Source organism: Stenotrophomonas sp. YJH_SMC_17, assembly GCF_059371655.1.
Map to the genome: position 1 here is coordinate 492,158 of NZ_JCAFUU010000001.1, position 19,543 is coordinate 511,700.

Here is a 19,543-nt window from a genome sequence, read left to right on the forward strand (position 1 = left end):
CGGAGGGATTCCGAAGAACTGGCAATTCCCGGACCTCCACAGCAAGTGAAGAGCACTCATCCAGAAGGGCGTGACGGAATTCTCATTTGATCGACAGATCGCATCGGCAATTGCATTATCTATTTCATGCCGATACCGTCCCTCAGAACCGGGTCCCGCGGCGAATGGATGCTGACAGGGAACGTACTAGAGGGAGATGTGCGATTGAACTGGTGGAATGAAGGCCTGCAGTTGAAGTTGCGTATCCGCCCGGCGGGGCTGGTCCTTGCGCTGTTGTACGCCATCGCATGCTGGGCGTCTCGCCAGTTGTCGCTCGACCAGTTCTACCTGCCCGCCGGCGTCCGCGTGGCTGCGGTGCTGTTGTTCCCGCCTCGATGGTGGCCGTACCTGCTGCTGGGCGAATACGCCTACTTTGCGCAGATGCGTGTGCCAATGATCGAGAAGTATGGACTGGCCTGGATAGTGCTTGGTTCGGCACTGCTGATGCCTGCAGTGATGCTGATCGTGCATCTGCACCGGAAAATGATGGTGACCACGAAGAATGCATGGCTGATTTCAGTCGCGGCGGCTTCGGCACTGGTGGTCACGGCGCTCAATCTGATGTTGGCACACCTTCTGTGGCCGACACCACCGGAGATGCCGGTACTTGCGAGCATCGCGCGCCTGGTCGTTGGCGACTTCATCGGCATACTGACCCTTGCACCGCTTGCGTTGCTGTGGACACGCCGGACCGGCAACGCCCGTTGGACATCAGGTTTCGCCCCGCCTGCACTCGCTGCCCTGACGCTGATGGCCATAATTGGCCTGTATGCCGCACAGCTGCCCTTGGACGAAGCCAACGCCAAGACATCGATGCAGCTGCTGATGGCGCTGCCGGTCGTCGTGCTCACCTGTCTGTATGGCTGGCGAGGTGCGGCGATCGGAGTACCGTCGCTCAACTTGATCATTGGCCTGACCACCCCAAGCCCCTACACGGGTGCGTTCGATCCAGCTGCGTTCGCGACCCAGCAGATCATGGCGGTCACCGGCGCTGCACTGCTGGTGCTAGGGTCGCGCATCACCCACTACTACCACCGTTCGCGATTGGGCGAAGTGGGTGAAAGAGATGCGCTCAAGCACGCGCGCAATTCACTGGTGGCAAGCGAGCTTGATCTCCGTGAGCGCGCGCGACACCTGAGGAAGCTGGGGGACGGCATCGACACCTCGCTCAGCGAGGTGGTGAATTGGCTCAATGCGCATGGCCATCCCACGATAGCGAACAGTCTCCTGCATATGGCTTCGGTCCATTCGCGACAGTTCCGCGAACAAACCAGCATGGTCTATCCCGCAGCACTGGAACATCTTGGGCTCTACGTCGCCCTCCAGGCCGGCGGCGTACGCGAAACCTGGGACCTGAGCCATCGCGTGATGCGCCCTCGATTGCTCGGCGATCCCTGTCAGCTCAGTGTCGGCCTGCAGCTGGCCGCCTATCGCGCCCTCACCGATGCCGTTTCGCTGTTGATCAACAGTGAATCCGGTCAGATCAGCATCCGCGTGCGTTGCGGCAGGAGAGGAGGACGCCGCGGCATCCTGATGACGGTCGCACTGCTGGATTCATACCGCAGCCTGTCACCGTCAACCGTCACCGCCACGGTCGAGCGCTTGGCTGGCCGCACGATTGCCTATGGCGGAACAGTGCAGTGCCATCGGAATCGGATACGGATGGCGATGGTGGAGACGGGTGACTCCGCCGCCATCGGCATTGCATCGTTCAACGCTATGGATCACGTGACCACCTCCGGGCAGGGAAACTCGCAGACCCAGATCTGATGGCCGGTGTCCGCCAAAGGGCCGGCCCTACAATAATCGCCCTCTGCCGCGTTCATCGCGGCAAGCGCAGCGGCGCAGGATATCCCGACACCGCTGCGCAACTCTACGTCTTTACGGTGTCTCAACCGACCAGATGACCTCGCCGCCACTACGATAACGCACCAGCGAAAAATCGCTGCCGCTGTAGATCTGCGAGCGGCTGGCGCCTGCCGGTATCTGGATCTTCTGCTGGGGCAGCGAAACCTTGGTCGCATTGTTGCCTGCCGGCAGCACCCAGTAGGTCCCCCCTGCGTTGCCGATAATCAGCTGCACGTTTCCGAGGAGGTCGTTCACCTGCAAATAGGTAATGCCATCACGCTGGAATCCATACAGCTGCCAGCTGGGGTCCTGGCTGAGATTGACCGCAGCCGGACTGGCCTGCCCCAACCCAGCCGTAGCCAATGGCTTTCCATGAAAATCCGAGGGACCGCCCGCGATTGCCGGGGCAGCGGCAAGCATCAGAAATCCAGTAGCCGCACCAAAACATGAAAATCGCACAGTGACCTCCAGGTCGAAGTTGAAATCGAGAACCTCCAGCTGATACTAACCGCTTCCCATCTGAGCAATGGGCCAAACGACGAACACGGACGTTTTCGTCCTAAAGTTACACCCGAAACCGCCGCTATCCGTGCCGAGCCCCTCCCTCGTGAGCCACCGCATCATGCCCATGCTGCCGCAGGCCGCCGTCGATGGCGACCTGGCCGATCCGCTGCCGCAGCGGATCCTGCTGGTCGAAAACTCCCGTGCCTTCACCGGCATGCTGCGTGAGGCGATCGAGCAGCGCCTGGAACTGCCGGTGGTGATTGCCTCCACCCTGGCCGAGGCCGACCGCCTGCTGAGCCAAGGCGGCGGCTGGTTCCTGGTACTGACCGGGCTGGTGCTGGCCGATGGCGACCGCGATGCGGTGGTCGAGTTCTTCCTCAAGCGCGACCTGCCGACCGTGGTGGTCAGCGGCGTGTATGACGAAGACCTGCGCAAGCGCGTGCTCCAGCAGCAGATCATCGATTACGTGCTGAAGAACACCCCCGGCAGCATCGATTACCTGGTGTGGCTGGTGCAGCGGCTGGAACGCAACCGCCGCATCGCCGCGCTGGTGGTGGACGACTCGCCGTCCGCGCGCGGCTATGCCGCCGCCCTGCTGCGCATGTACGGCCATGAGGTGCACGAAGCGGCCGATGGCAACGAAGGCCTGGCCGCGATCGAGGCGCACCCGGCGATCCGCCTGGCAGTGGTCGACCAGGAAATGCCTGGCATGCAGGGCGTGGAATTCACCCGTCGCCTGCGCACCCTGCGCTCGCGCGACAAGGTGGCGGTAATCGGCATCTCCGGGAATACCGATGCCTCGCTCATCCCGCGCTTCCTGAAGAACGGCGCCAATGACTTCCTGCGAAAACCCTTTTCGCGCGAAGAATTCTTCTGCCGTGTCTCGCAGAACGTGGACCAGCTGGAACTGATCGGCACCCTGCAGGATCTGGCCACCCGCGATTTCCTCACCGGCCTGCCCAACCGGCGCTTCTTCCTGGAGCAGAGCCAGCGCCAGCTGCCGCAACTGCAGCTGCACGGCCAGTGCGTGGCGGTGGCGATGATCGACATCGATCACTTCAAGCACATCAACGACACCTACGGCCACGAGGCCGGCGACGATGCGCTGCGCGCGGTGGCCGGTGCGGTGGCCGCCCATGCGCGCGGCCAGGACCTGATCGCGCGCTTCGGCGGCGAGGAATTCTGCCTGCTGGTGCCGGACATGGAGCAGGACGAGGCACTGCTGTACTTCGAGGGGCTGCGCCAGCGCATCGCTGCGCTGGAAGTGGACATCGGCACCGCCACCCTGCGCATGACGGTCAGCATCGGCCTGTGCTGCCTGCGCCCGCAGCGCGATGCGCTGCACCGGCTGATCTCCGAGGCCGATCGCCAGCTGTACCTGGCCAAGGCCGGCGGCCGCAACCGGGTCAGCTGCACCACGGTGGCCAGCCCGCTGCGCCCACGCGAGCCCGCGCTGTCCTGACCCGCACGCTTTGATCCAGATCAACGCCGCCCGCGCAGGGCGGCTCTACAGTCGGCCCCGACATACGCATGAAGGGGAGCCGGGGATGGCACTACTGGTCTGGCAGGACGATCTGAACATCGGCATCGATGTGATCGACCAACAACACCGCCGCATCATCGAGATGCTCAACCACCTGCACGTGGCCCAGGCCAGCATGCAGCGTGCAGCGGTGGGCGAAGTGATCGACGAAGTGGTGGACTACACCATGTCGCACTTCGCGTTCGAGGAAGAGCTGATGGAAGAAGCGGGCTATCCGTTCTGTGCCGCGCACAAGCGCGTGCATGAGGTCTTCATCAAGCGCGTCTCGGAATACCGCATGCGCTTCCAGGCCGGCGAGGACATCAGCGACGAGCTGCGCACCATGCTCTCGCGCTGGCTGTTCAATCACATCCGCGGTGACGACCAGGCGTACGCCGAGCAGGTCAAGGCGCACCTGAACCAGTTCGCCCGCGAGCACCAGGGCGGCGGTTGGCTCGGCCGCACGCTCAAGCGCTTCTTTGGCTGAACCGCAGCGCGCGGCGGTGCAGTGCCACCAGCGCGCACAGCGTCGCCACCGCCGTCAGGCACAGGTAGTAGCCGACCGCGACGAGGCCGAAGCGCTCGGCCAGCCAGGTGGCCAGGTACGGGGCCGGCGCTGCACCGAGGATGCCGGCCAGGTTGAAGGACAGCGACGCACCGGTGTAGCGCACCTCCACCGGGTAGATCTCGGCCAGGAAGGTACCGCAGGGGCCGTAGGTCAGGCCCATCAGGAACAGCCCCAGGCACAGGAAGGCGGTGACCAGCCACGGGCTGTGCGGCTGGAACAGCGGTGCGAAAAGCACGCCGAAACCGACGATCAGTACGCTGGCGACGATCATCGTGCGCCGCGTGCCCCAACGGTCGCCATAGCGCGCCGACAGCGGAATACCCAGTGCGAAGAACAGCATGCCGGCCATCTGCATCAGCAGGAACTGCTCGCGGCTGTAGCCCAGTACCGCAGTGCCATGACCCAGGCTGAACACCGTCATCAGGTAGAACAGCACGAAGGTGGCGAACGCCCCGAGCGTGCCCAGCAGCATCGGCACCGGGTAATCGCGCAGCACCGTCCACATCGGCAACCGCACCGGTGCTTTGCGCTCCAGCGCCTGCTTGAAATCGGGGGTCTCGTGGATGTTCAGGCGCACCCACAGGCCAAGGCCGACCAGCAGCGCGCTGGCCACGAACGGAATGCGCCAGCCCCACTGCAGGAAGTCACCCTGGCTCAGGCAACGGCCCAGCACCAGGAAGATGCCGGCCGACAACAGGAAGCCCAGTGGCGCGCCCAGCTGCGGGAACATGCCGTACCAGGCGCGCTTGCCCGGCGGCGCGTTCTCGGTGGCCAGCAGCACCGCCCCACCCCATTCACCGCCCAGCCCCAGGCCCTGGCCGAAACGGCACAGCGCCAACAGCGCCGGCGCCCACAGCCCGATCTGCGCATGGGTGGGCAGCAGGCCGATCAGCACCGTGGACAGGCCCATGGTCAACAGCGCGGCCACCAGGGTGGCCTTGCGGCCGATGCGGTCGCCGAAATGACCGAATACCGCCGAGCCGACCGGGCGCGCGATGAACGCCACCGCGAACGTTGCCAGTGACTGCAGCAGCGCCGCCTGCTCGCTGCTGTCCGGGAAGAACAGGTGCGGGAACACCAGCACGGCAGCGGTGGCGTAGATGTAGAAATCGAAGAATTCGATGGTGGTGCCGATCAGGCTGGCCAGCAGGACACGGCGGGGAGAATTCGCAGGTGGCGCGGCAGCGGTGATCGTCGACATCGGCAATACAGGTTGCGGTGGATCGACCGATTCTGCCACGGGCCGGTGGCCACACGCAGCGATGGTTTCAGCCGACACCGATGCCAACGAAAATTTTCTGGACACCCGCTAGGCTGCGCCACCGGTCCCTGCATGGATGCCTTGCCGATGGCTGCAGTTGCGTTGTCGTGGTCCGATTCCCCGAAGCTGCCGCCGATGACGGCGTGGCTGGTGGTACTACTGGTGCACGGCCTGATGGCGGTGTGGTTGTGGGGCACGGCCCGGATCGTGCTGCGCGGTGACGATGGCGCACGGATCTCGCTGCGCTGGCTGCCACCGGAGCTGCCGGCGCCGGCGCCCTTACCTCCGGCGTTGTCGTCCACACCGGTGACGCCCCCGGCTGCGGCAGTGAAGCCCCGCCCGGCCCCGGTTGCGTCGGCAGAAGCCGCCGTGCCTGCGACGGAGGCGCCGACGGCTTCGGCACCGCTGATCCTGGGGCTGCCTGCGGGCAGTATCGACGGTGTCGATGGCATCAGCGCCGCAGGTGTTGCCCCGCGCCTGATCGGTCGCCGCGAGGTACATCCCGCGTTCGCACCGCGTCGCAACTACTTCCGCATCCGCCGGCAGATGACCCCGGAGCAGATCGTGCACGGTGTGGCGCAGCTGCTGGGGCTGTGGCCGCCGGGGTACATCGTCGACCCGTGCGAACTGGGGAAGCAGGACATGGACTATTTCCAGAATGCCGTTGAGAAGGACGACCGGGACCTGCTGCGCGCGGCGGTGCTGCAGGTGAGCGCGCGTTGCCGGTAGCTCGATGGCTGTCTGCCTTCTGTAGAGCCGAGCCATGCTCGGCTGCTCTTTGCGAAAAGCAGCCGAGCATGGCTCGGCTCTACAAGGAGCGAATGGCCGTCCGGCAAGCGCGTTGTTACAACTGGATCCAGGTGGCCTTGAGCTCGCTGTACTTGTCAAACGCGTGCAGCGATTTGTCGCGCCCGTTGCCGGACTGCTTGTAGCCACCGAACGGGGCGGTCATGTCACCACCATCCCAGCCATTCACCCACACGCTGCCAGCGCGCAGTCGCCGCGCAACACGGTGGGCCCGGGCCAGGTCGCGCGTCCATAGACCTGCCGCCAGCCCATAGCGGCTGTCATTGGCCACGCGAACCGCCTCGGCTTCATCCTCGAAACCAAGCACCGCCAGCACCGGCCCGAATACTTCCTCGCGCGCCAATGCCTGGTCCGGATGCACTTGGTCGAACACCGTGGGCTGCACATAGCAACCGCCCGCCGCCACCTCGGCCCGATGGCCACCCAGCAGCAGACGAGCGCCCTCGCCTTCGGCACGCGCGATATCGGCCAGCACCTTGTCCACGTGCGCGGCGTCGACCAGCGCACCCATTGGTGCATCGGCGTCCAGTGGATGCCGGGGCTGCATGTGCTGGCCGTAGGCAATCACCTGGTGCACGAAGTCCTCACGGATCGAGCGCTGTACCAGCAGCCGTGAACCGGCGGTGCACACTTCGCCTTGGTTGAAGAAGATGCCCTGCGCCACGCTCTTGGCTGCTGCGTCCAGGTCCGGTGCGTCGGCGAACACCACGTGCGGGCTCTTGCCGCCGCATTCCAGCCAGACCCGCTTGAGGTTGGACCGCCCCGCATACTCCAGCAGCTTTGCGCCGGTGGCGGTGGAACCGGTGAAGGCCAGCACGTCCACGTCCATGTGCAGTGCCAAGGGCTCGCCCACGCGCACGCCATGGCCGGGCAGCACGTTCAGCACCCCCTCCGGCAGGCCCGCCTCGGCGGCCAGCGCCGCCAGCCGCAATGCACTCAGGGGCGAACGCTCGGACGGCTTGAGCACCACCGAATTGCCCATCGCCAGTGCCGGGGCGATCTTCCAGCAGGCCATCAGCAGCGGGAAATTCCACGGCACGATCGCCGCCACCACGCCTGCGGCCTCGCGCGTGACCAGGCCCAGCTCATGCGGTCCGGTAGGTGCGATTTCGCCATACAGCTTGTCCACTGCCTCGGCAGTCCAGGTCAGGCAGCGCACCACGCCGGGCAGGTCGATACGGCGTGCATCGCGCACCGGCTTGCCCATGTCCAGGGTTTCCAGCAGGGCAAGCTCGTCGGCGTGTTTTTCCACCAGCCCTGCCAGGGCCAACAACACGCGCTTGCGATGGGCCGGGCTCGCCTGCGACCAGTGGCCCGCATCGAAGGCACGCCGCGCCGCCAGCACTGCGCGCTCCACGTCCTGTGCGTCGCAGTCGGCAACCGTCGCCAGCACGCGGCCATCAATCGGACTGATGCAGTCGAAGCGCGCACCGTGGGCAGCATCGACGTAGCGGCCATCGATGAATGCCTGGGTCGGCATCGACAGCTGCTGGGACAGCGCCTGCCAGTGGCTGCGGTCGGGAAAGTCGGCCATGTGCGGCTCCTCGGAACAGTTTCCCCGGTTATACCGGCGTGGCCGCGACTCCGCCGTGACGCGGCTGCGCTACATTCCCCCTATCGGACCCGATGGAGCTGGCATGAAGCGTCCCGCGAGCGACCTGCACGATCTGGCGACCCGGCGCCCCGAGTCACTTGAGGCGTACTGGATGCCATTCACCGCCAACCGCCAGTACAAGGCAGCGCCGCGTGTGCTGGTGCGTGCCGAGGGCATGCACTACGAAGATGTCGACGGCCGCCAGATCCTCGATGGCACGGCCGGCCTCTGGTGCTGCAACGCCGGCCACGCGCGGCCGCGTATCGTCGAGGCCATCGTCGAGCAGGCGCGCACGCTCGACTACTCGCCAGCCTTTCAGATGGGCTCGCCGCCGGCATTCGCGCTGGCGCAGCGGCTGGCCGCACTGGCGCCTGCCCCGCTGAACCATGTGTTCTTCACCAGCTCCGGTTCCGAGGCGGTGGATACCGCGATGAAGATCGTGCTGGCCTACCACCGCCAGCGCGGCGAGGGCCAGCGCACGCGCTTCATCAGCCGCGAGAAGGCCTACCACGGCGTGGGTTTCGGTGGCATGGCGCTGGGCGGGCTGCCCAACAACCGCCGGGCGTTCGGCCTGCAGCTGGGCGGCGTGGACTACCTGCGCCACACCCTGGACCTGCAGCGCAACGCGTTCAGCAAAGGCCTGCCGCGCCAGGGCGCTGAACTGGCCGACGACCTGGAGCGGCTGATCGCGCTGCACGATGCCTCGACCATCGCGGCGGTGTTCGTCGAGCCCATCGCCGGGTCCGCCGGGGTGATCCTGCCGGCGCCGGGCTATCTGCAGCGCCTACGCGAACTCTGCGACCACCACGGCATCCTGCTGGTGTTCGACGAGGTCATCACCGGCTTCGGCCGGGTCGGCATGTCGTTCGCCGCCCAGCGCTTCGGGGTCACTCCGGACCTGCTGACCTTCGCCAAGGCGGTCAGCAATGGCGCGGTACCGCTGGGCGGCGTGCTGGCCAGCGACGCCGTGCATGCCACGCTGATGCAGGCACCGCCGCAGGCCATCGAACTGTTCCACGGCTATACCTATTCCGGCCACCCGCTGGCCTGTGCGGCCGCACTGGCCACGCTGGAGGTCTACGCCGAGGAACGCCTGTTCGAACGGGCCATCGAACTGGGCGAGTACTGGCAGGAACGGCTGCATGCGCTGCAGGGCCTGCCCAACGTGATCGACATCCGCAACTTCGGGCTGGTCGGCGCGGTCGAGCTGGCGCCGCGCCGCGATACTCCCGGCAGCCGTGGCTATGAGGTGTTCCGGCGCTGCTTCCAGGACGGCCGGCTGCTGGTGCGCTGTACCGGTGACATCATCGCGCTGTCGCCGCCGCTGATCGTGGACAAGGCGCAGATCGACCAGATCACCGGCACGCTGGGCGAGATGATCCGGGCCACCGCCTGAGCCCTGGCCGGCGCTGGCGAGCGGGTACAATGGGCGGTTCCGCTCCCGCTCGCTGCCGTGCCCATGGATATCGTCGTCAAAGAAGAACTCAAGGCCTACATCGACCCGCTGACCGCGGACGAACATGACGCGCTGGAACGCAGCATCCTGGCCGAAGGTTGCCGCGATGCACTGGTGCTGTGGGGTAACGTGCTGGTCGATGGTCACAACCGCTTCGGCATCTGCCAGAAGCACGGCCTGCCGTTCAACACCGTGCAGAACACCCGCTTCCAGAGCATGGAAGACGTACACCTGTGGATGATCGAACAGCACCTGGGCCGCCGCAGCGTGTCCGACTTCCAGCGCGGCGTGCTGGCGCTGCGCAAGCGCGACATCCTGGCCGCCCGCAAGCAGGTCGAGCAGGCGCAGCTGCAGCGCGAGAGCGACGGCACCGCCGAAGCCGTCGAGGACGCCGGTGAGGACAGCCCGCCGTGGGAACCGGCACCGAAGATCAGCCGCGCCGAGCTGGCCCGCGAAGCCAAGCTGAGCACCAGCCAGGTCGGCATGATCGAGCGCATCCACGCCCAGGCTGCGGCCGAGGTGGTGGAAGCGGTGAAGGCCGGCATGATCTCGATCAGCGCCGCTGCGGCCGTGGCCGACCTGCCGGAAGAAGAGCAGCGCGCCGCCGCCGCCGGTGGCAAGGACGAGCTGAAGCAGGCTGCCAAGCGCGTGCGCGAGTCCAAGCGCAAGCCGCGCGCGCCGAAGCCGGAGCCGGCCGAGATGGACTTCGCGGAAGCGGACGAGGACGAGATCGCCAGCCGCGATGCCGAAGTGCTGTCGGCGCTGGAACAGCTGGGTGAGGATGCACCGGCCCTGCGCCGTCGCGTGGTTGCCCTGACCCGCGAGAACGACACCCTGCGCGCGCAGCTGGCCGCGCTGCGTAAACAGCTCGAAGCACTGTAACGGTCGCGTCACGCCGCTGTAGAGCCGAGCCCGTGCTCGGCTGCCCTGCGCGCGTCAAACAGCTGCCGAGCATGGGCTCGGCTCTACAGGCAGGCGTCACCAGGCTGCGGTTAGACTCGTGCAATGACGCCTGCCAACGATCCGCGCCGCGCCCAGCTGCGGCGCCTGAAAGCCCTCGCGCTGGGCCTGCTGCTGTTGATGCTGGCCGGTTTCGCGGTCAGCCACTGGCAGGGCGAGCGCGGCGTATGGGCCTGGGTCTCCGCCTTCTGCGAAGCCGCGGCCGTGGGCGCGCTGGCCGACTGGTTCGCCGTGGTCGCGCTGTTCCGGCGGCCCATGGGCCTGCCGATTCCGCACACCGCCATCATCCCGCGCAGCAAGGAACGCATCGGCGACAGCCTGGCGCTGTTCGTGCGCGACCAGTTCCTGGAGCCGGGTGTGCTGCTGGCCAAGCTGCAGGTATTCGATCCGGCCAGCCGCCTGGGCAGCTGGCTGGCCGACCCGGCACGCTCGCGCATGCTGGCCGACATGGCCCGCGGCTGGGCGCTGCAGGCACTGGACTTCTTCGACGAAACTGCCGTGCGCCGGCAGCTGCACGGCTTCGTGGTGCAGCAGCTGCGGCAGTGGAATGCCGCCGCCACCGCCGGCGATCTGCTGGCGTTGCTGACCGCCGATGGCCGCCACCAGCGCGTGCTGGACGAGGGCCTGCAACGGCTGGGGCGCTGGCTGGAACAGCCGGAAGTGAAGGAGCGCGCCTCGCAGCTGATCGTGCGCTACATCCAGCGCGAATGGCCGACGCTGTCGAGCACGGTGAACTGGGTCAAGCCGATCGACGAGATCGGCGACAGCCTGGCCGAACGCCTGGCCCGCGCGGTGCTGGAAGAGCTGCAGCAGGTACTGGCCGAGCCGCAGCATCCACTGCGCCAGGACTACGAGACCTGGCTGCAGAGCTACGTGCAGCGCCTGCGCGAGGATCCGGCGCTGGCCGGGCGCATCGAGCAGCTCAAGCAGGAAATGATCGATCATCCGGCCCTTCAGGAGTACGTGCAGGGGCTGTGGGCGCGCATCCATGCCAGCCTGCGCGCAGACCTGCAACGCGAGGACTCGGCGCTGGTCGGCCACCTGCAGCGCAGCCTGGGCTCGCTCGGTGCCAGCCTGCAGGCCGACCCCGCCCTGCGCGAGGCACTGAACCAGCACCTGATGGAAGGTGCGCAGCGCCTGACCGGGCGCCTGCGCGAGGGCGTGACCACGCATATCGCGCAGACCGTGAAGGGCTGGGACGAGCGCCACCTGGTCGAGCAGCTGGAACTGAGCGTGGGCCGTGACCTGCAGTTCATCCGCTTCAACGGCACCCTGGTCGGCGGCCTGATCGGCCTGCTGCTGCACGCGGCAACCGTCCTTTTCCGCTTCTGAATCCCCGTGTGGATCAGCGTCTGCACGGGAGCGGGCGCCGTCACGCTTGATTAACGAAATGCGAATGCCTATCATTTGCCAATCGGTTGTACGCTTAGCCAAGCGGGGCATGGAAGCTCGCACCCACCCGCCCCTTCGCCCGTGTACATCCCCCCGACTACCGGGTCGCCCGCTCTGCGCGGGTGGCGCACCGTCGATGGGACTCGCTGGGCGACGTGCGCGGAAAGCGCGGCTGCTGCGTCTGCGCATTCCATCGCCTGTTTCGTCCTGAATGGAATCGCACCGATGGCAATGCCGCTGAACCTCCCTCGTCCCACTCTGCTGGCCCTGGCCGTGACCGCACTGATGATCGCTCCGCTGGCACACGCCGACGGCACCGCCGAATCTTCCGCGCGCACGCTGGATACCGTGAAGGTGACCGCCGACGGCGAGATTCCCAACAGCTACACGGTGAAGAACGCGCGCAGTGCGACCAGGCTGGACCTGTCGCTGCGCGAGACGCCGCAGTCGGTGACGGTGATCACCCGCCAGCGCCTGGACGACATGAGCCTGTTCTCGCTGTCGGACGTGATGGGCCAGGTGACCGGCGTCAGCGTGTCGGTCACCGACAGCGAGCGCATCAACTATGTCTCGCGCGGCTACACCATCGACAATTTCCAGATCGACGGCATGCTCAATACGTTCGGTGGCTCGGTCAAGACCAACACCGACAACGTAATCTACGAGCGCATCGAAGTGGTCCGCGGCGCCACCGGCCTGACCACCGGCGCCGGCGATCCGTCCGGCACCATCAGCATGATCCGCAAGCGCCCAACCGACTCGTTCCAGATGGGCGCCAACCTCACGGTGGGACGCTGGGACAACCGCCGCCTGGAAGCGGATCTCGGTGGTCCGGTTGCCTGGGACGGACGCATCCGTGCGCGCGTGGTCGCGGCCAAGCAGCAGAGCGATTCATTCCGTGATGTCTATTCGCTCGACAAGGATGTGTTCTACGGCATCGTGCAGGCCGACCTGAGCGACAGCACGCTGTTCGAGGTGGGCTACGAATACCAGTCGCCCCGTACCAGCGGCGTGACCTGGGGCGTGGTGCCGTACTGGGGCGCCGATGGCGCGCCAGCCAACCTGCCTCGCTCGACCAACCTGTCGGCCTCGTGGAGCGCCTGGCCGATCATGGAGAAGACCCGCTTCGCGCGGCTGGAGCAGCAGCTCGGCAACGGCTGGTCGGTGAAGGGTAACCTCAGCCACGCGTTGCGCGATACCGATGGCAGCGTCTGGTACGGCGCTGCCGGCAATCCGCGTGCCGATGGAACCGGCGTCACGGCCTACATCGCGCACTTCAACGAACACAGCACGATGGATGTGTTCGACGTCAACGTCGGTGGCCCGTTCCAGCTGCTAGGTCGCGAGCATGAACTGGTGTTCGGCCTGGGCCAGTCGGTGCGCAAGGGCGAGTCGGAAGACACGGACTCCGACTACGACGATGCCTATGCCGTGGTGCCGGACTGGCGGCACTGGACCGGCAATGTGCCGGTGCTGCCGGTGACACGCCTGGGCAGGCTGTCTTCGCAGAATGAACTGCGCCAGCGCGCAGCCTACGTTGCCGCGCGCCTGCGCCTGGCCGATCCGCTGCTGGCGGTGGTCGGCGCGCGCTACGGCAGCTGGGAAACCCGCAGCTGGGCCTATGGCTACGATGCCAATGGCAACCGCAACCGCATCACCCGCACCGGCTACCGGCCGGACGACATGCTCACCCCGTATGCCGGCCTGGTCTACGACTTCAATTCGATCTTCAGCGGCTATGTCAGCTACACCGACATCTTCAAGCCGCAGAACTATCGCGACCGCAATGGCAACTACCTGGAGCCCGTGGTCGGCAACATGTACGAAGCAGGTGTCAAGGCCGAATTCTTCGGCGGCCTGCTCAATGCCTCGGCCGCCGTATTCGAGGGCAAGCAGGACAACGTCGCCGAGATCGATGATTCGGTGCCGGTGAACTCGCTGCCCGACGGCAGCCAAGCCTACCGCTCCACCGGCAAGGGCAACAAGGTCAAGGGCTGGGAGATCGAAACCCAAGGCAGCATCGGCGAGCAGTGGAACATCTCGGCCGGTTTCGCCCACACCGTCATCCGCAACAAGGACGGCGTGCTGCAGCGGACTACCGCCCCGCAGGACACCTTCCGGCTCAACGCCAGCTGGCGCCCCGGCGGTATCGACGGCCGCTTCTGGCTGGGTGGTGGCGTGACCTGGCAGAGCCGCATCTGGAACAACAGCACCAAGCCCGATCGCAGCAAGGCCAGGATCACCCAGGACGCGTTCTACCTCGTCAACCTCGCTGGCGGCTACCGCTTCAACGAGAACTTCAGCGCCCAGCTGAACATCAACAACCTGCTGGACAAGAAGTATTTCAACAACGTCGGTTTCTACAACGGCGTGTACTGGGGCGAACCACGCAATGTCACCGTGACGCTTCGCTGGAAGCTCTGACCCTGATGGATGGCGCCGGTTCTGCGACCGGCGCCCGGCCACGGATGGCCAACCCCGGTGCGCTTCGGCGCGCCGGCCTTCTTCCTTTGAACCCTGCAGGAATGCCGTGGACCGCTCGCCCGCAACCGCCAGCCCCCGCACCTTCTTCTCCAACCCGCGCTGGGGCGTGCTGTCACGTTCGTTGGCCGCGATCTTCGGCGGCTATGCGCTGGCCTCTGTGACCAGCGTGTTCTGCGCGGTGGCGTTGCCGGGCGCGCGCGGCCAGACCGTGCTGACCGGCATGCTGCTGGCGATCCTGGTCGCCGCCTGCGCCGCACTGTGGGCATTCGCCACCCGCAGCGCGCTGCGCGCCTGGGTCGGCATCCTCGCCCCCGCCCTGCTGATGGCCGGCGTCGCGCACCTGATGGGAGCCTGGGCATGAAGAACGGATTCCGCCAGTCGATGGCCTGGCTGCACACCTGGACCGGCCTGCTGGTCGGCTGGTTGCTGCTGCTGATCTTCATGGCCGGCACCGCCAGCTACTACCGCGAGGAAATCAGCCGCTGGATGCGCCCGGAGCTGCCGGCCAACAACGTCAGCATCGAAGTGGCCGCGCAGCGCGCGGTGGACTACCTGCAGGCCAACGCCGGGCAGGCCGAGAACTGGTTCGTCACGCTGCCGCAGCCGCGCAACCCGGCCATGCAGATGTTCTGGCGGCTGCCGCCGGAACTGGCCGACCCCAGTCGTGGCCGCCGCGGTGGCTTCGGCGATGCCACGCTGGACCCCAACACCGGCCAGGCGTTGAAGGCGCGCGAGACCCGTGGCGGCGACTTCTTCTACCGCCTGCACTTCGACCTGCACTACATTCCGGTGCTGTGGGCGCGCTACCTGGTCGGCTTCTGCGCGATGTTCATGCTGGTGGCGATCATCACCGGCGTCATCACCCACAAGAAGATCTTCAAGGACTTCTTCACCTTCCGCAAGGACAAAGGCCTGCGTTCCTGGCTGGATTTCCACAACGTCAGCGCAGTGATGGCCCTGCCGTACCACGCGATGATCACCTACACCGGCATTGTGACGTTGATGATCATGTACCTGCCGTGGGGCGTGAAGGTGGCCTACCCGCAGGACGAGGACAAGTTCTTCTTCGAGGCCTTCGGCGGCATGCCGGAAGTGACCGCGCCGGCCGAAGGCCGCGCTGCGCCGCTGCCGATCGCACAGCTGCTGGACAGCGCACGCGCGCATTGGCACGGCGTGGAAGTGGCTGGTTTCACCGTGTCCAACCCGGGCGCAGCCAATGCGGTGATCGACATCCGCCAGCGCGATGGCAAGCGCCTGTCCACCGACACCCCGGCCGTGCGCTACGACATGATCAGCGGCGCGTTGCTGGAAGAAACACCGCCATCCGGTGGTGCCACCGCCACCCGTGGCGTGCTGTACGGCCTGCACCTGGCGCGCTTCGCCGACTGGGGCCTGCGCGCACTGTTCTTCCTGTCCGGTCTGGTGGGCTGCCTGATGGTGGCCAGCGGCGTGGTGCTGTGGGCGGTGAAGGAACGACCGAAGCATGCCAAGAGCGGGCGCACCGGCTTCGGCCTGCGCCTGGTCGATGCGCTGAACATCGGCACCGTGGCTGGCCTGCCGATCGCCTTCGCGGCGTACTTCTGGGGCAACCGCCTGCTGCCGCTGGACATCGCCGAGCGTTCCAGCGCCGAGGCCAACGTGTTCTTCTACGCCTGGGGTGCGGCGTTGCTGGCCGCCTTCATCTGGCCCAAGCGGATGATGTGGGCGTGGCAGCTGTACCTGGGCGCGGCCGCGTTCGCGCTGATCCCGGCGGTCAACGCACTGACCACCCATGCCCACCTCGGCATCACCCTGCGCAACGGAGACTGGGTGCTGGCCGGCGTCGACCTGTCGATGCTTGCATTCGGCGCGATGCTGGCGCTGTGTGGCTGGCGCATGCAGCGCTGGACGCCGCCGCTGAGTGCGGCCGAGAAGAAGAAGCGTGCGGCGGCTGAGGCTGCACCGAAGGCATTAGTAAACGCTGCGGAAGCGGCCGAAGCGGAGGCCAGCGCATGATGTTGCTGGCACTGACGCTGTCGTTCTCCGCGTTCACCGCGCTGTCGCTGGCGATGGAGAAACACCAGCACGACCTGCATGGCAAGGCCGCTGCCACACCGGCGCAACGCACGCGGTGGCGGGTGCTGGGCTGGGTGCTGCTGACGGTCGCGTTCGCACTGTGCGTGGTGGACCACGGCTGGGCAATGGGCCCGGTGCTGTGGCTGGGGGCGATGACCCTGGGTGGCATGGCGCTGTCGTTCGGGTTGTACCCGTATCGACCAACGTGGATTGCGCCGCTGGCGATCGCGCTGCCGGTGGTCGGGCTGGTGGTGGGGTTGCTGTAGCCGCAGGACGGGGTCTGCGTCATCCACGCATGGCGTGGATCTACAATGGCTGCATGGATAGCATGATGCAACGGACGGCTGGAATCGGCTTCTTTTCCCGGTTGGGTGAAACACTGCCCGCAACGGCCGGCGTCGTCGCCGTTCGGTCGCTGGCCGAAGCACTGCGGACCATCGATACCGGTGGTTTCGAATGGATGCCCACAACACTGGGCGATTCGGATCCGTTTCACGGCGCCCTGCCCCGCACCCCCGAACTGGCCGTCGCCCGACGCGAACTCAACCGGAGTTTGATGCGCGCGCTTTCGGCACTGGATCTGCCGGCACTGCGCTGCGGTGCGCATGACCTGCACCTAGTGGCGCGCGATGGAGCGATGTTCGCCTTCCGGCAACGCCTCCTGGAAACGCACCTCGGCCTGCCGGCGCACTGGGAACCCGTGCTTGCGCTGTACGAACGGGGGCATTGGCCGCTGGCCCACGCGCCGGGGCGCTTGCTGGTTCTGTAGAGCCGTCCATGCAGGGCATGGATCTACCCGGCCCACGCTCGCCGGGCATGGCCCGGCGCTACCGTTCTGCGCGCACGTGGGTAGTGCCGGCCGCTGGCCGGCATCCCCTTTCGGCTGGAATTACCCCAACCGCTTCAGTTCCCACGCGCGGTGGATGCGCGCGTTGCGCTCGAAGTCCGGGCCGATGGTGCGCGCGGTGATCTCGCGGCACTGGGCAAACTCGGCGATGGCGTTCTCTTCCAGCTTGAAGCGGCGGAAGTTGTTGGAGAAGTACAGCACGCCGCCGGGCGCCAGCCGCGCCACCGCTGCGCGCAGCAGCTTCAGCTGCTCGCGCTGCACGTCGAAGTCGTCGGCACGGGCGGAGTTGGAGAAGGTCGGCGGATCGCAGAAGATCACGTCGTACTGCCCACGGTCGCCTTCCAGCCAGGCCATCGCATCGGCCTGCACCAGCAGGTGCTGGTTGCCGCCCTGCCCGTTCAACGCCAGGTTGTCGTAGCACCACTGCAGGTAGGTCGCCGACAGGTCGACGCTGGTGGTGCTGGCGGCACCGGCCACGGCGGCCTGCACGCTGGCCACGCCGGTGTAGCAGAACAGGTTGAGGAAGCGCTTGCCACGCACCTGCTCGGCCATCATCCGGCGCAGCGGGCGGTGGTCCAGGAACAGGCCGGTATCGAGGTAATCGAACAGGTTCACCTGCAGCAGCGCGTTGTTCTCGCGCACCACGATGAACTCGTCACGCTGCTCGAAACGGCCGTACTTGCTGCCGCCCTTGCCGCGCTCGCGCGACTTCATCGAGACCTGCTCCGGCGGCACGCCGAACACTTCACGCGCGGCCGCCAGCAGTTCGTTGCGGCGGCGGCGCACGTCGTTCTCCGGAATCGCCGCCGGTGCGGCGTATTCCTGCACATGCAGGAAGGTGCGGCGCTTGCCACCGTCTTCCTCGTAGACGTCGATGGCCGCCGCGTACTCCGGCAGGTCGGCATCGTAGGCGCGGAAGCAGGTGATGTCCTCGCGGGCGCGCCAGCTCTTGAACTTCTTCAGGTTCTTGCGCAGGCGGTTGGCCACCATCTGCGCACCTTCGCTCAGCTCGCGCGGCTGTGCCGGGTCGCGGCCCGGTACGGCAATCGGGTCGCAGACGATCAGCGCGCATTCCAGCGCACCGTTGAACATCTGGTACTTCTTGCCCGCGCGCAGGCCGGTGGCGAAGGCCAGTTCGTCGTTGCCGCACAGCAGGCTGGCACGCCACTGCGGCACGGCCTTCTGCAGGGCATTGCCCAGTGCGCGGTACAGCGCCGGATCGGCGGCCAGGCGCTCGTCGTACGGCGGGTTGCAGACCACCGCGCCGATCTCCTGTTCGGGCGCAGCCAGGTCAGCCACGTCGGCACGGGTGAAGCGGATCGCGTGGGCGACGCCCGCCACTTCCGCATTCTCGCGTGCCGCCTGGATCGCGGTCGGGTCGATGTCGCTGCCGTGGATGACCGGCTTCAGCGCAGCCAGGCCAGCAGCTTCGCGGTCACGCGCTTCACTCTGGATCGCCTTCCAGGCGGCCTTGTCGAAGCCCAGCCAGCGGCTTGGCGGCAGGCTGCCATGGCGCATCAGGCCGGGAGCCACGTCGGCGGCCATCAGCGCGCCTTCGATCAGCAGCGTGCCGCTGCCGCACATCGGGTCCAGCAGGCCCCCCCCGGCGGCGTGCAGGCGCGGCCACTGCGCGCGCAGCAGCAGCGCGGCGGCCAGGTTCTCCTTCAGCGGTGCCTCATGGGCGGCGCCACGCCAGCCACGGCGATGCAGCGGGCCACCGCCGAGGTCGATCGACAGCGAGGCACGGCCCTTGCGCAGCGACAGGTTGACGCGCACGTCCGGCAGGTCGGTGTTGACCGACGGGCGCTCCAGGCCTTCATCGCGCATGCGGTCGACGATGGCGTCCTTGATCCGCTGCGCGGCGAAACGCGCATGGGTGATCTTGTCGCCGGACACGTGCGCGTCCACCGCCAGGGTCATTTCCGGCTTGATGTGCTCGTGCCACGGCAGCGCACGCACGCCGTCGTACAGCGCCTGTTCGTCCGGGCACTCGAATTCGTCGATCGGCCACAGCACACGGCTGGCCAGGCGCGACCACATCACGATCCGCAGCGCCTGCTCCAGTTCGCCCTCGGCGTTGACGCCGGCAATGGTGGCAGTGGCCTTGCCAAGGCCCAGGGCCGACAGTTCGTCGGCAAGCAGGTATTCCAGGCCCTTGGCGCAGGAGACGAAGAATTTCACGGGATCGGTTCGCAGGTGGTCGGGC

General features: G+C 66.8%; 16 protein-coding genes. 12 read left to right on the plus strand and 4 right to left on the minus strand.

Annotation, left to right across the window (positions count from 1 at the left end):
- Positions 1 to 198 precede the first annotated feature (198 nt).
- A complete protein-coding gene (locus tag AC5P8Z_RS02390; RefSeq protein WP_258306689.1) occupies positions 199 to 1,809 on the plus strand; it encodes an MASE1 domain-containing protein in 1,611 nt (536 codons plus the stop codon).
- 111 nt (positions 1,810 to 1,920) lie between these two features.
- On the opposite strand, the gene AC5P8Z_RS02395 is transcribed toward AC5P8Z_RS02390, so the two are convergent.
- Positions 1,921 to 2,307, minus strand: coding sequence for a hypothetical protein (locus AC5P8Z_RS02395; RefSeq protein ID WP_224329155.1), 387 nt, complete (start codon positions 2,305 to 2,307; stop codon positions 1,921 to 1,923).
- A gap of 202 nt (positions 2,308 to 2,509) precedes the next feature.
- On the opposite strand from AC5P8Z_RS02395, the gene AC5P8Z_RS02400 reads away from it, so the two are divergent.
- Both AC5P8Z_RS02400 and AC5P8Z_RS02405 read left to right on the plus strand, forming a co-directional pair.
- Complete coding sequence (locus tag AC5P8Z_RS02400) at positions 2,510 to 3,853, plus strand: diguanylate cyclase (protein WP_286071492.1); 1,344 nt, start codon at positions 2,510 to 2,512, stop codon at positions 3,851 to 3,853.
- Between the two features lie 85 nt (positions 3,854 to 3,938).
- Positions 3,939 to 4,400: a bacteriohemerythrin gene (locus AC5P8Z_RS02405; RefSeq protein ID WP_004151683.1), complete on the plus strand. Its 462-nt coding sequence runs from the start codon at positions 3,939 to 3,941 to the stop codon at positions 4,398 to 4,400.
- Here AC5P8Z_RS02405 and AC5P8Z_RS02410 read toward each other — a convergent pair.
- Positions 4,381 to 5,673, minus strand: coding sequence for an MFS transporter (locus tag AC5P8Z_RS02410; RefSeq protein ID WP_286072002.1), 1,293 nt, complete (start codon positions 5,671 to 5,673; stop codon positions 4,381 to 4,383). The two genes, AC5P8Z_RS02405 and AC5P8Z_RS02410, sit on opposite strands and share 20 nt — an antisense overlap.
- A 156-nt stretch (positions 5,674 to 5,829) precedes the next feature.
- On the opposite strand from AC5P8Z_RS02410, the gene AC5P8Z_RS02415 reads away from it, so the two are divergent.
- The gene (locus AC5P8Z_RS02415; RefSeq protein WP_495227977.1) at positions 5,830 to 6,471 is read left to right on the plus strand and encodes a hypothetical protein; all 642 of its coding nucleotides are present in this window, start codon (positions 5,830 to 5,832) and stop codon (positions 6,469 to 6,471) included.
- A gap of 115 nt (positions 6,472 to 6,586) precedes the next feature.
- Here the strand turns inward: AC5P8Z_RS02415 and AC5P8Z_RS02420 are convergent, their stop codons facing one another.
- Positions 6,587 to 8,083, minus strand: a complete 1,497-nt coding sequence (locus AC5P8Z_RS02420; protein ID WP_495227979.1) for an aldehyde dehydrogenase — start codon at positions 8,081 to 8,083, stop codon at positions 6,587 to 6,589.
- A 103-nt stretch (positions 8,084 to 8,186) separates the two neighbouring features.
- Between AC5P8Z_RS02420 and aptA the strand changes: the two genes are divergently transcribed.
- The 8 genes from aptA (at position 8,187) to AC5P8Z_RS02460 (ending at position 17,259) form a co-directional block, all read left to right on the plus strand.
- On the plus strand, positions 8,187 to 9,539 hold the full coding sequence (aptA, locus tag AC5P8Z_RS02425; RefSeq protein WP_495227980.1) for an omega-aminotransferase AptA: 1,353 nt from the start codon (positions 8,187 to 8,189) through the stop codon (positions 9,537 to 9,539).
- 63 nt (positions 9,540 to 9,602) lie between these two features.
- Positions 9,603 to 10,481: a ParB N-terminal domain-containing protein gene (locus AC5P8Z_RS02430; protein ID WP_286071487.1), complete on the plus strand. Its 879-nt coding sequence runs from the start codon at positions 9,603 to 9,605 to the stop codon at positions 10,479 to 10,481.
- A gap of 123 nt (positions 10,482 to 10,604) precedes the next feature.
- A complete protein-coding gene (locus AC5P8Z_RS02435; RefSeq protein WP_495227981.1) occupies positions 10,605 to 11,891 on the plus strand; it encodes a DUF445 domain-containing protein in 1,287 nt (428 codons plus the stop codon).
- A gap of 285 nt (positions 11,892 to 12,176) precedes the next feature.
- Positions 12,177 to 14,375, plus strand: coding sequence for a TonB-dependent siderophore receptor (locus AC5P8Z_RS02440; RefSeq protein WP_495227982.1), 2,199 nt, complete (start codon positions 12,177 to 12,179; stop codon positions 14,373 to 14,375).
- 106 nt (positions 14,376 to 14,481) lie between these two features.
- Positions 14,482 to 14,796 carry a DUF3649 domain-containing protein gene (locus AC5P8Z_RS02445; protein ID WP_495227983.1) on the plus strand — a complete coding sequence of 105 codons (315 nt, stop codon included), beginning with the start codon at positions 14,482 to 14,484 and terminating at the stop codon, positions 14,794 to 14,796.
- Positions 14,793 to 16,430 carry a PepSY-associated TM helix domain-containing protein gene (locus tag AC5P8Z_RS02450; RefSeq protein ID WP_495227984.1) on the plus strand — a complete coding sequence of 546 codons (1,638 nt, stop codon included), beginning with the start codon at positions 14,793 to 14,795 and terminating at the stop codon, positions 16,428 to 16,430. Before AC5P8Z_RS02445 ends, AC5P8Z_RS02450 begins: the two co-directional genes overlap by 4 nt.
- Positions 16,427 to 16,756, plus strand: a complete 330-nt coding sequence (locus AC5P8Z_RS02455; protein ID WP_286071481.1) for a DUF3325 domain-containing protein — start codon at positions 16,427 to 16,429, stop codon at positions 16,754 to 16,756. Before AC5P8Z_RS02450 ends, AC5P8Z_RS02455 begins: the two co-directional genes overlap by 4 nt.
- A gap of 29 nt (positions 16,757 to 16,785) precedes the next feature.
- Complete coding sequence (locus tag AC5P8Z_RS02460) at positions 16,786 to 17,259, plus strand: hypothetical protein (RefSeq protein ID WP_286071480.1); 474 nt, start codon at positions 16,786 to 16,788, stop codon at positions 17,257 to 17,259.
- Between the two features lie 120 nt (positions 17,260 to 17,379).
- Here the strand turns inward: AC5P8Z_RS02460 and rlmKL are convergent, their stop codons facing one another.
- Positions 17,380 to 19,518: a bifunctional 23S rRNA (guanine(2069)-N(7))-methyltransferase RlmK/23S rRNA (guanine(2445)-N(2))-methyltransferase RlmL gene (gene rlmKL, locus AC5P8Z_RS02465; RefSeq protein ID WP_286071478.1), complete on the minus strand. Its 2,139-nt coding sequence runs from the start codon at positions 19,516 to 19,518 to the stop codon at positions 17,380 to 17,382.
- Between the last annotated feature and the right edge of the window lie 25 nt (positions 19,519 to 19,543).

Bases quoted from the DNA above. Each gene is read 5' to 3' on its own strand.
- AC5P8Z_RS02395 (WP_224329155.1), bottom strand. From the start codon at position 2,307: ATGCTTGCCGCTGCCCCGGCAATCGCGGGCGGTCCCTCGGATTTTCAT.
- AC5P8Z_RS02400 (WP_286071492.1), top strand. From the start codon at position 2,510: ATGCCCATGCTGCCGCAGGCCGCCGTCGATGGCGACCTGGCCGATCCG.
- AC5P8Z_RS02405 (WP_004151683.1), top strand. From the start codon at position 3,939: ATGGCACTACTGGTCTGGCAGGACGATCTGAACATCGGCATCGATGTG.
- AC5P8Z_RS02415 (WP_495227977.1), top strand. From the start codon at position 5,830: ATGGCTGCAGTTGCGTTGTCGTGGTCCGATTCCCCGAAGCTGCCGCCG.
- AC5P8Z_RS02420 (WP_495227979.1), bottom strand. From the start codon at position 8,083: ATGGCCGACTTTCCCGACCGCAGCCACTGGCAGGCGCTGTCCCAGCAG.
- aptA (WP_495227980.1), top strand. From the start codon at position 8,187: ATGAAGCGTCCCGCGAGCGACCTGCACGATCTGGCGACCCGGCGCCCC.
- AC5P8Z_RS02430 (WP_286071487.1), top strand. From the start codon at position 9,603: ATGGATATCGTCGTCAAAGAAGAACTCAAGGCCTACATCGACCCGCTG.
- AC5P8Z_RS02435 (WP_495227981.1), top strand. From the start codon at position 10,605: ATGACGCCTGCCAACGATCCGCGCCGCGCCCAGCTGCGGCGCCTGAAA.
- AC5P8Z_RS02440 (WP_495227982.1), top strand. From the start codon at position 12,177: ATGGCAATGCCGCTGAACCTCCCTCGTCCCACTCTGCTGGCCCTGGCC.
- AC5P8Z_RS02450 (WP_495227984.1), top strand. From the start codon at position 14,793: ATGAAGAACGGATTCCGCCAGTCGATGGCCTGGCTGCACACCTGGACC.
- AC5P8Z_RS02455 (WP_286071481.1), top strand. From the start codon at position 16,427: ATGATGTTGCTGGCACTGACGCTGTCGTTCTCCGCGTTCACCGCGCTG.
- AC5P8Z_RS02460 (WP_286071480.1), top strand. From the start codon at position 16,786: ATGGCGTGGATCTACAATGGCTGCATGGATAGCATGATGCAACGGACG.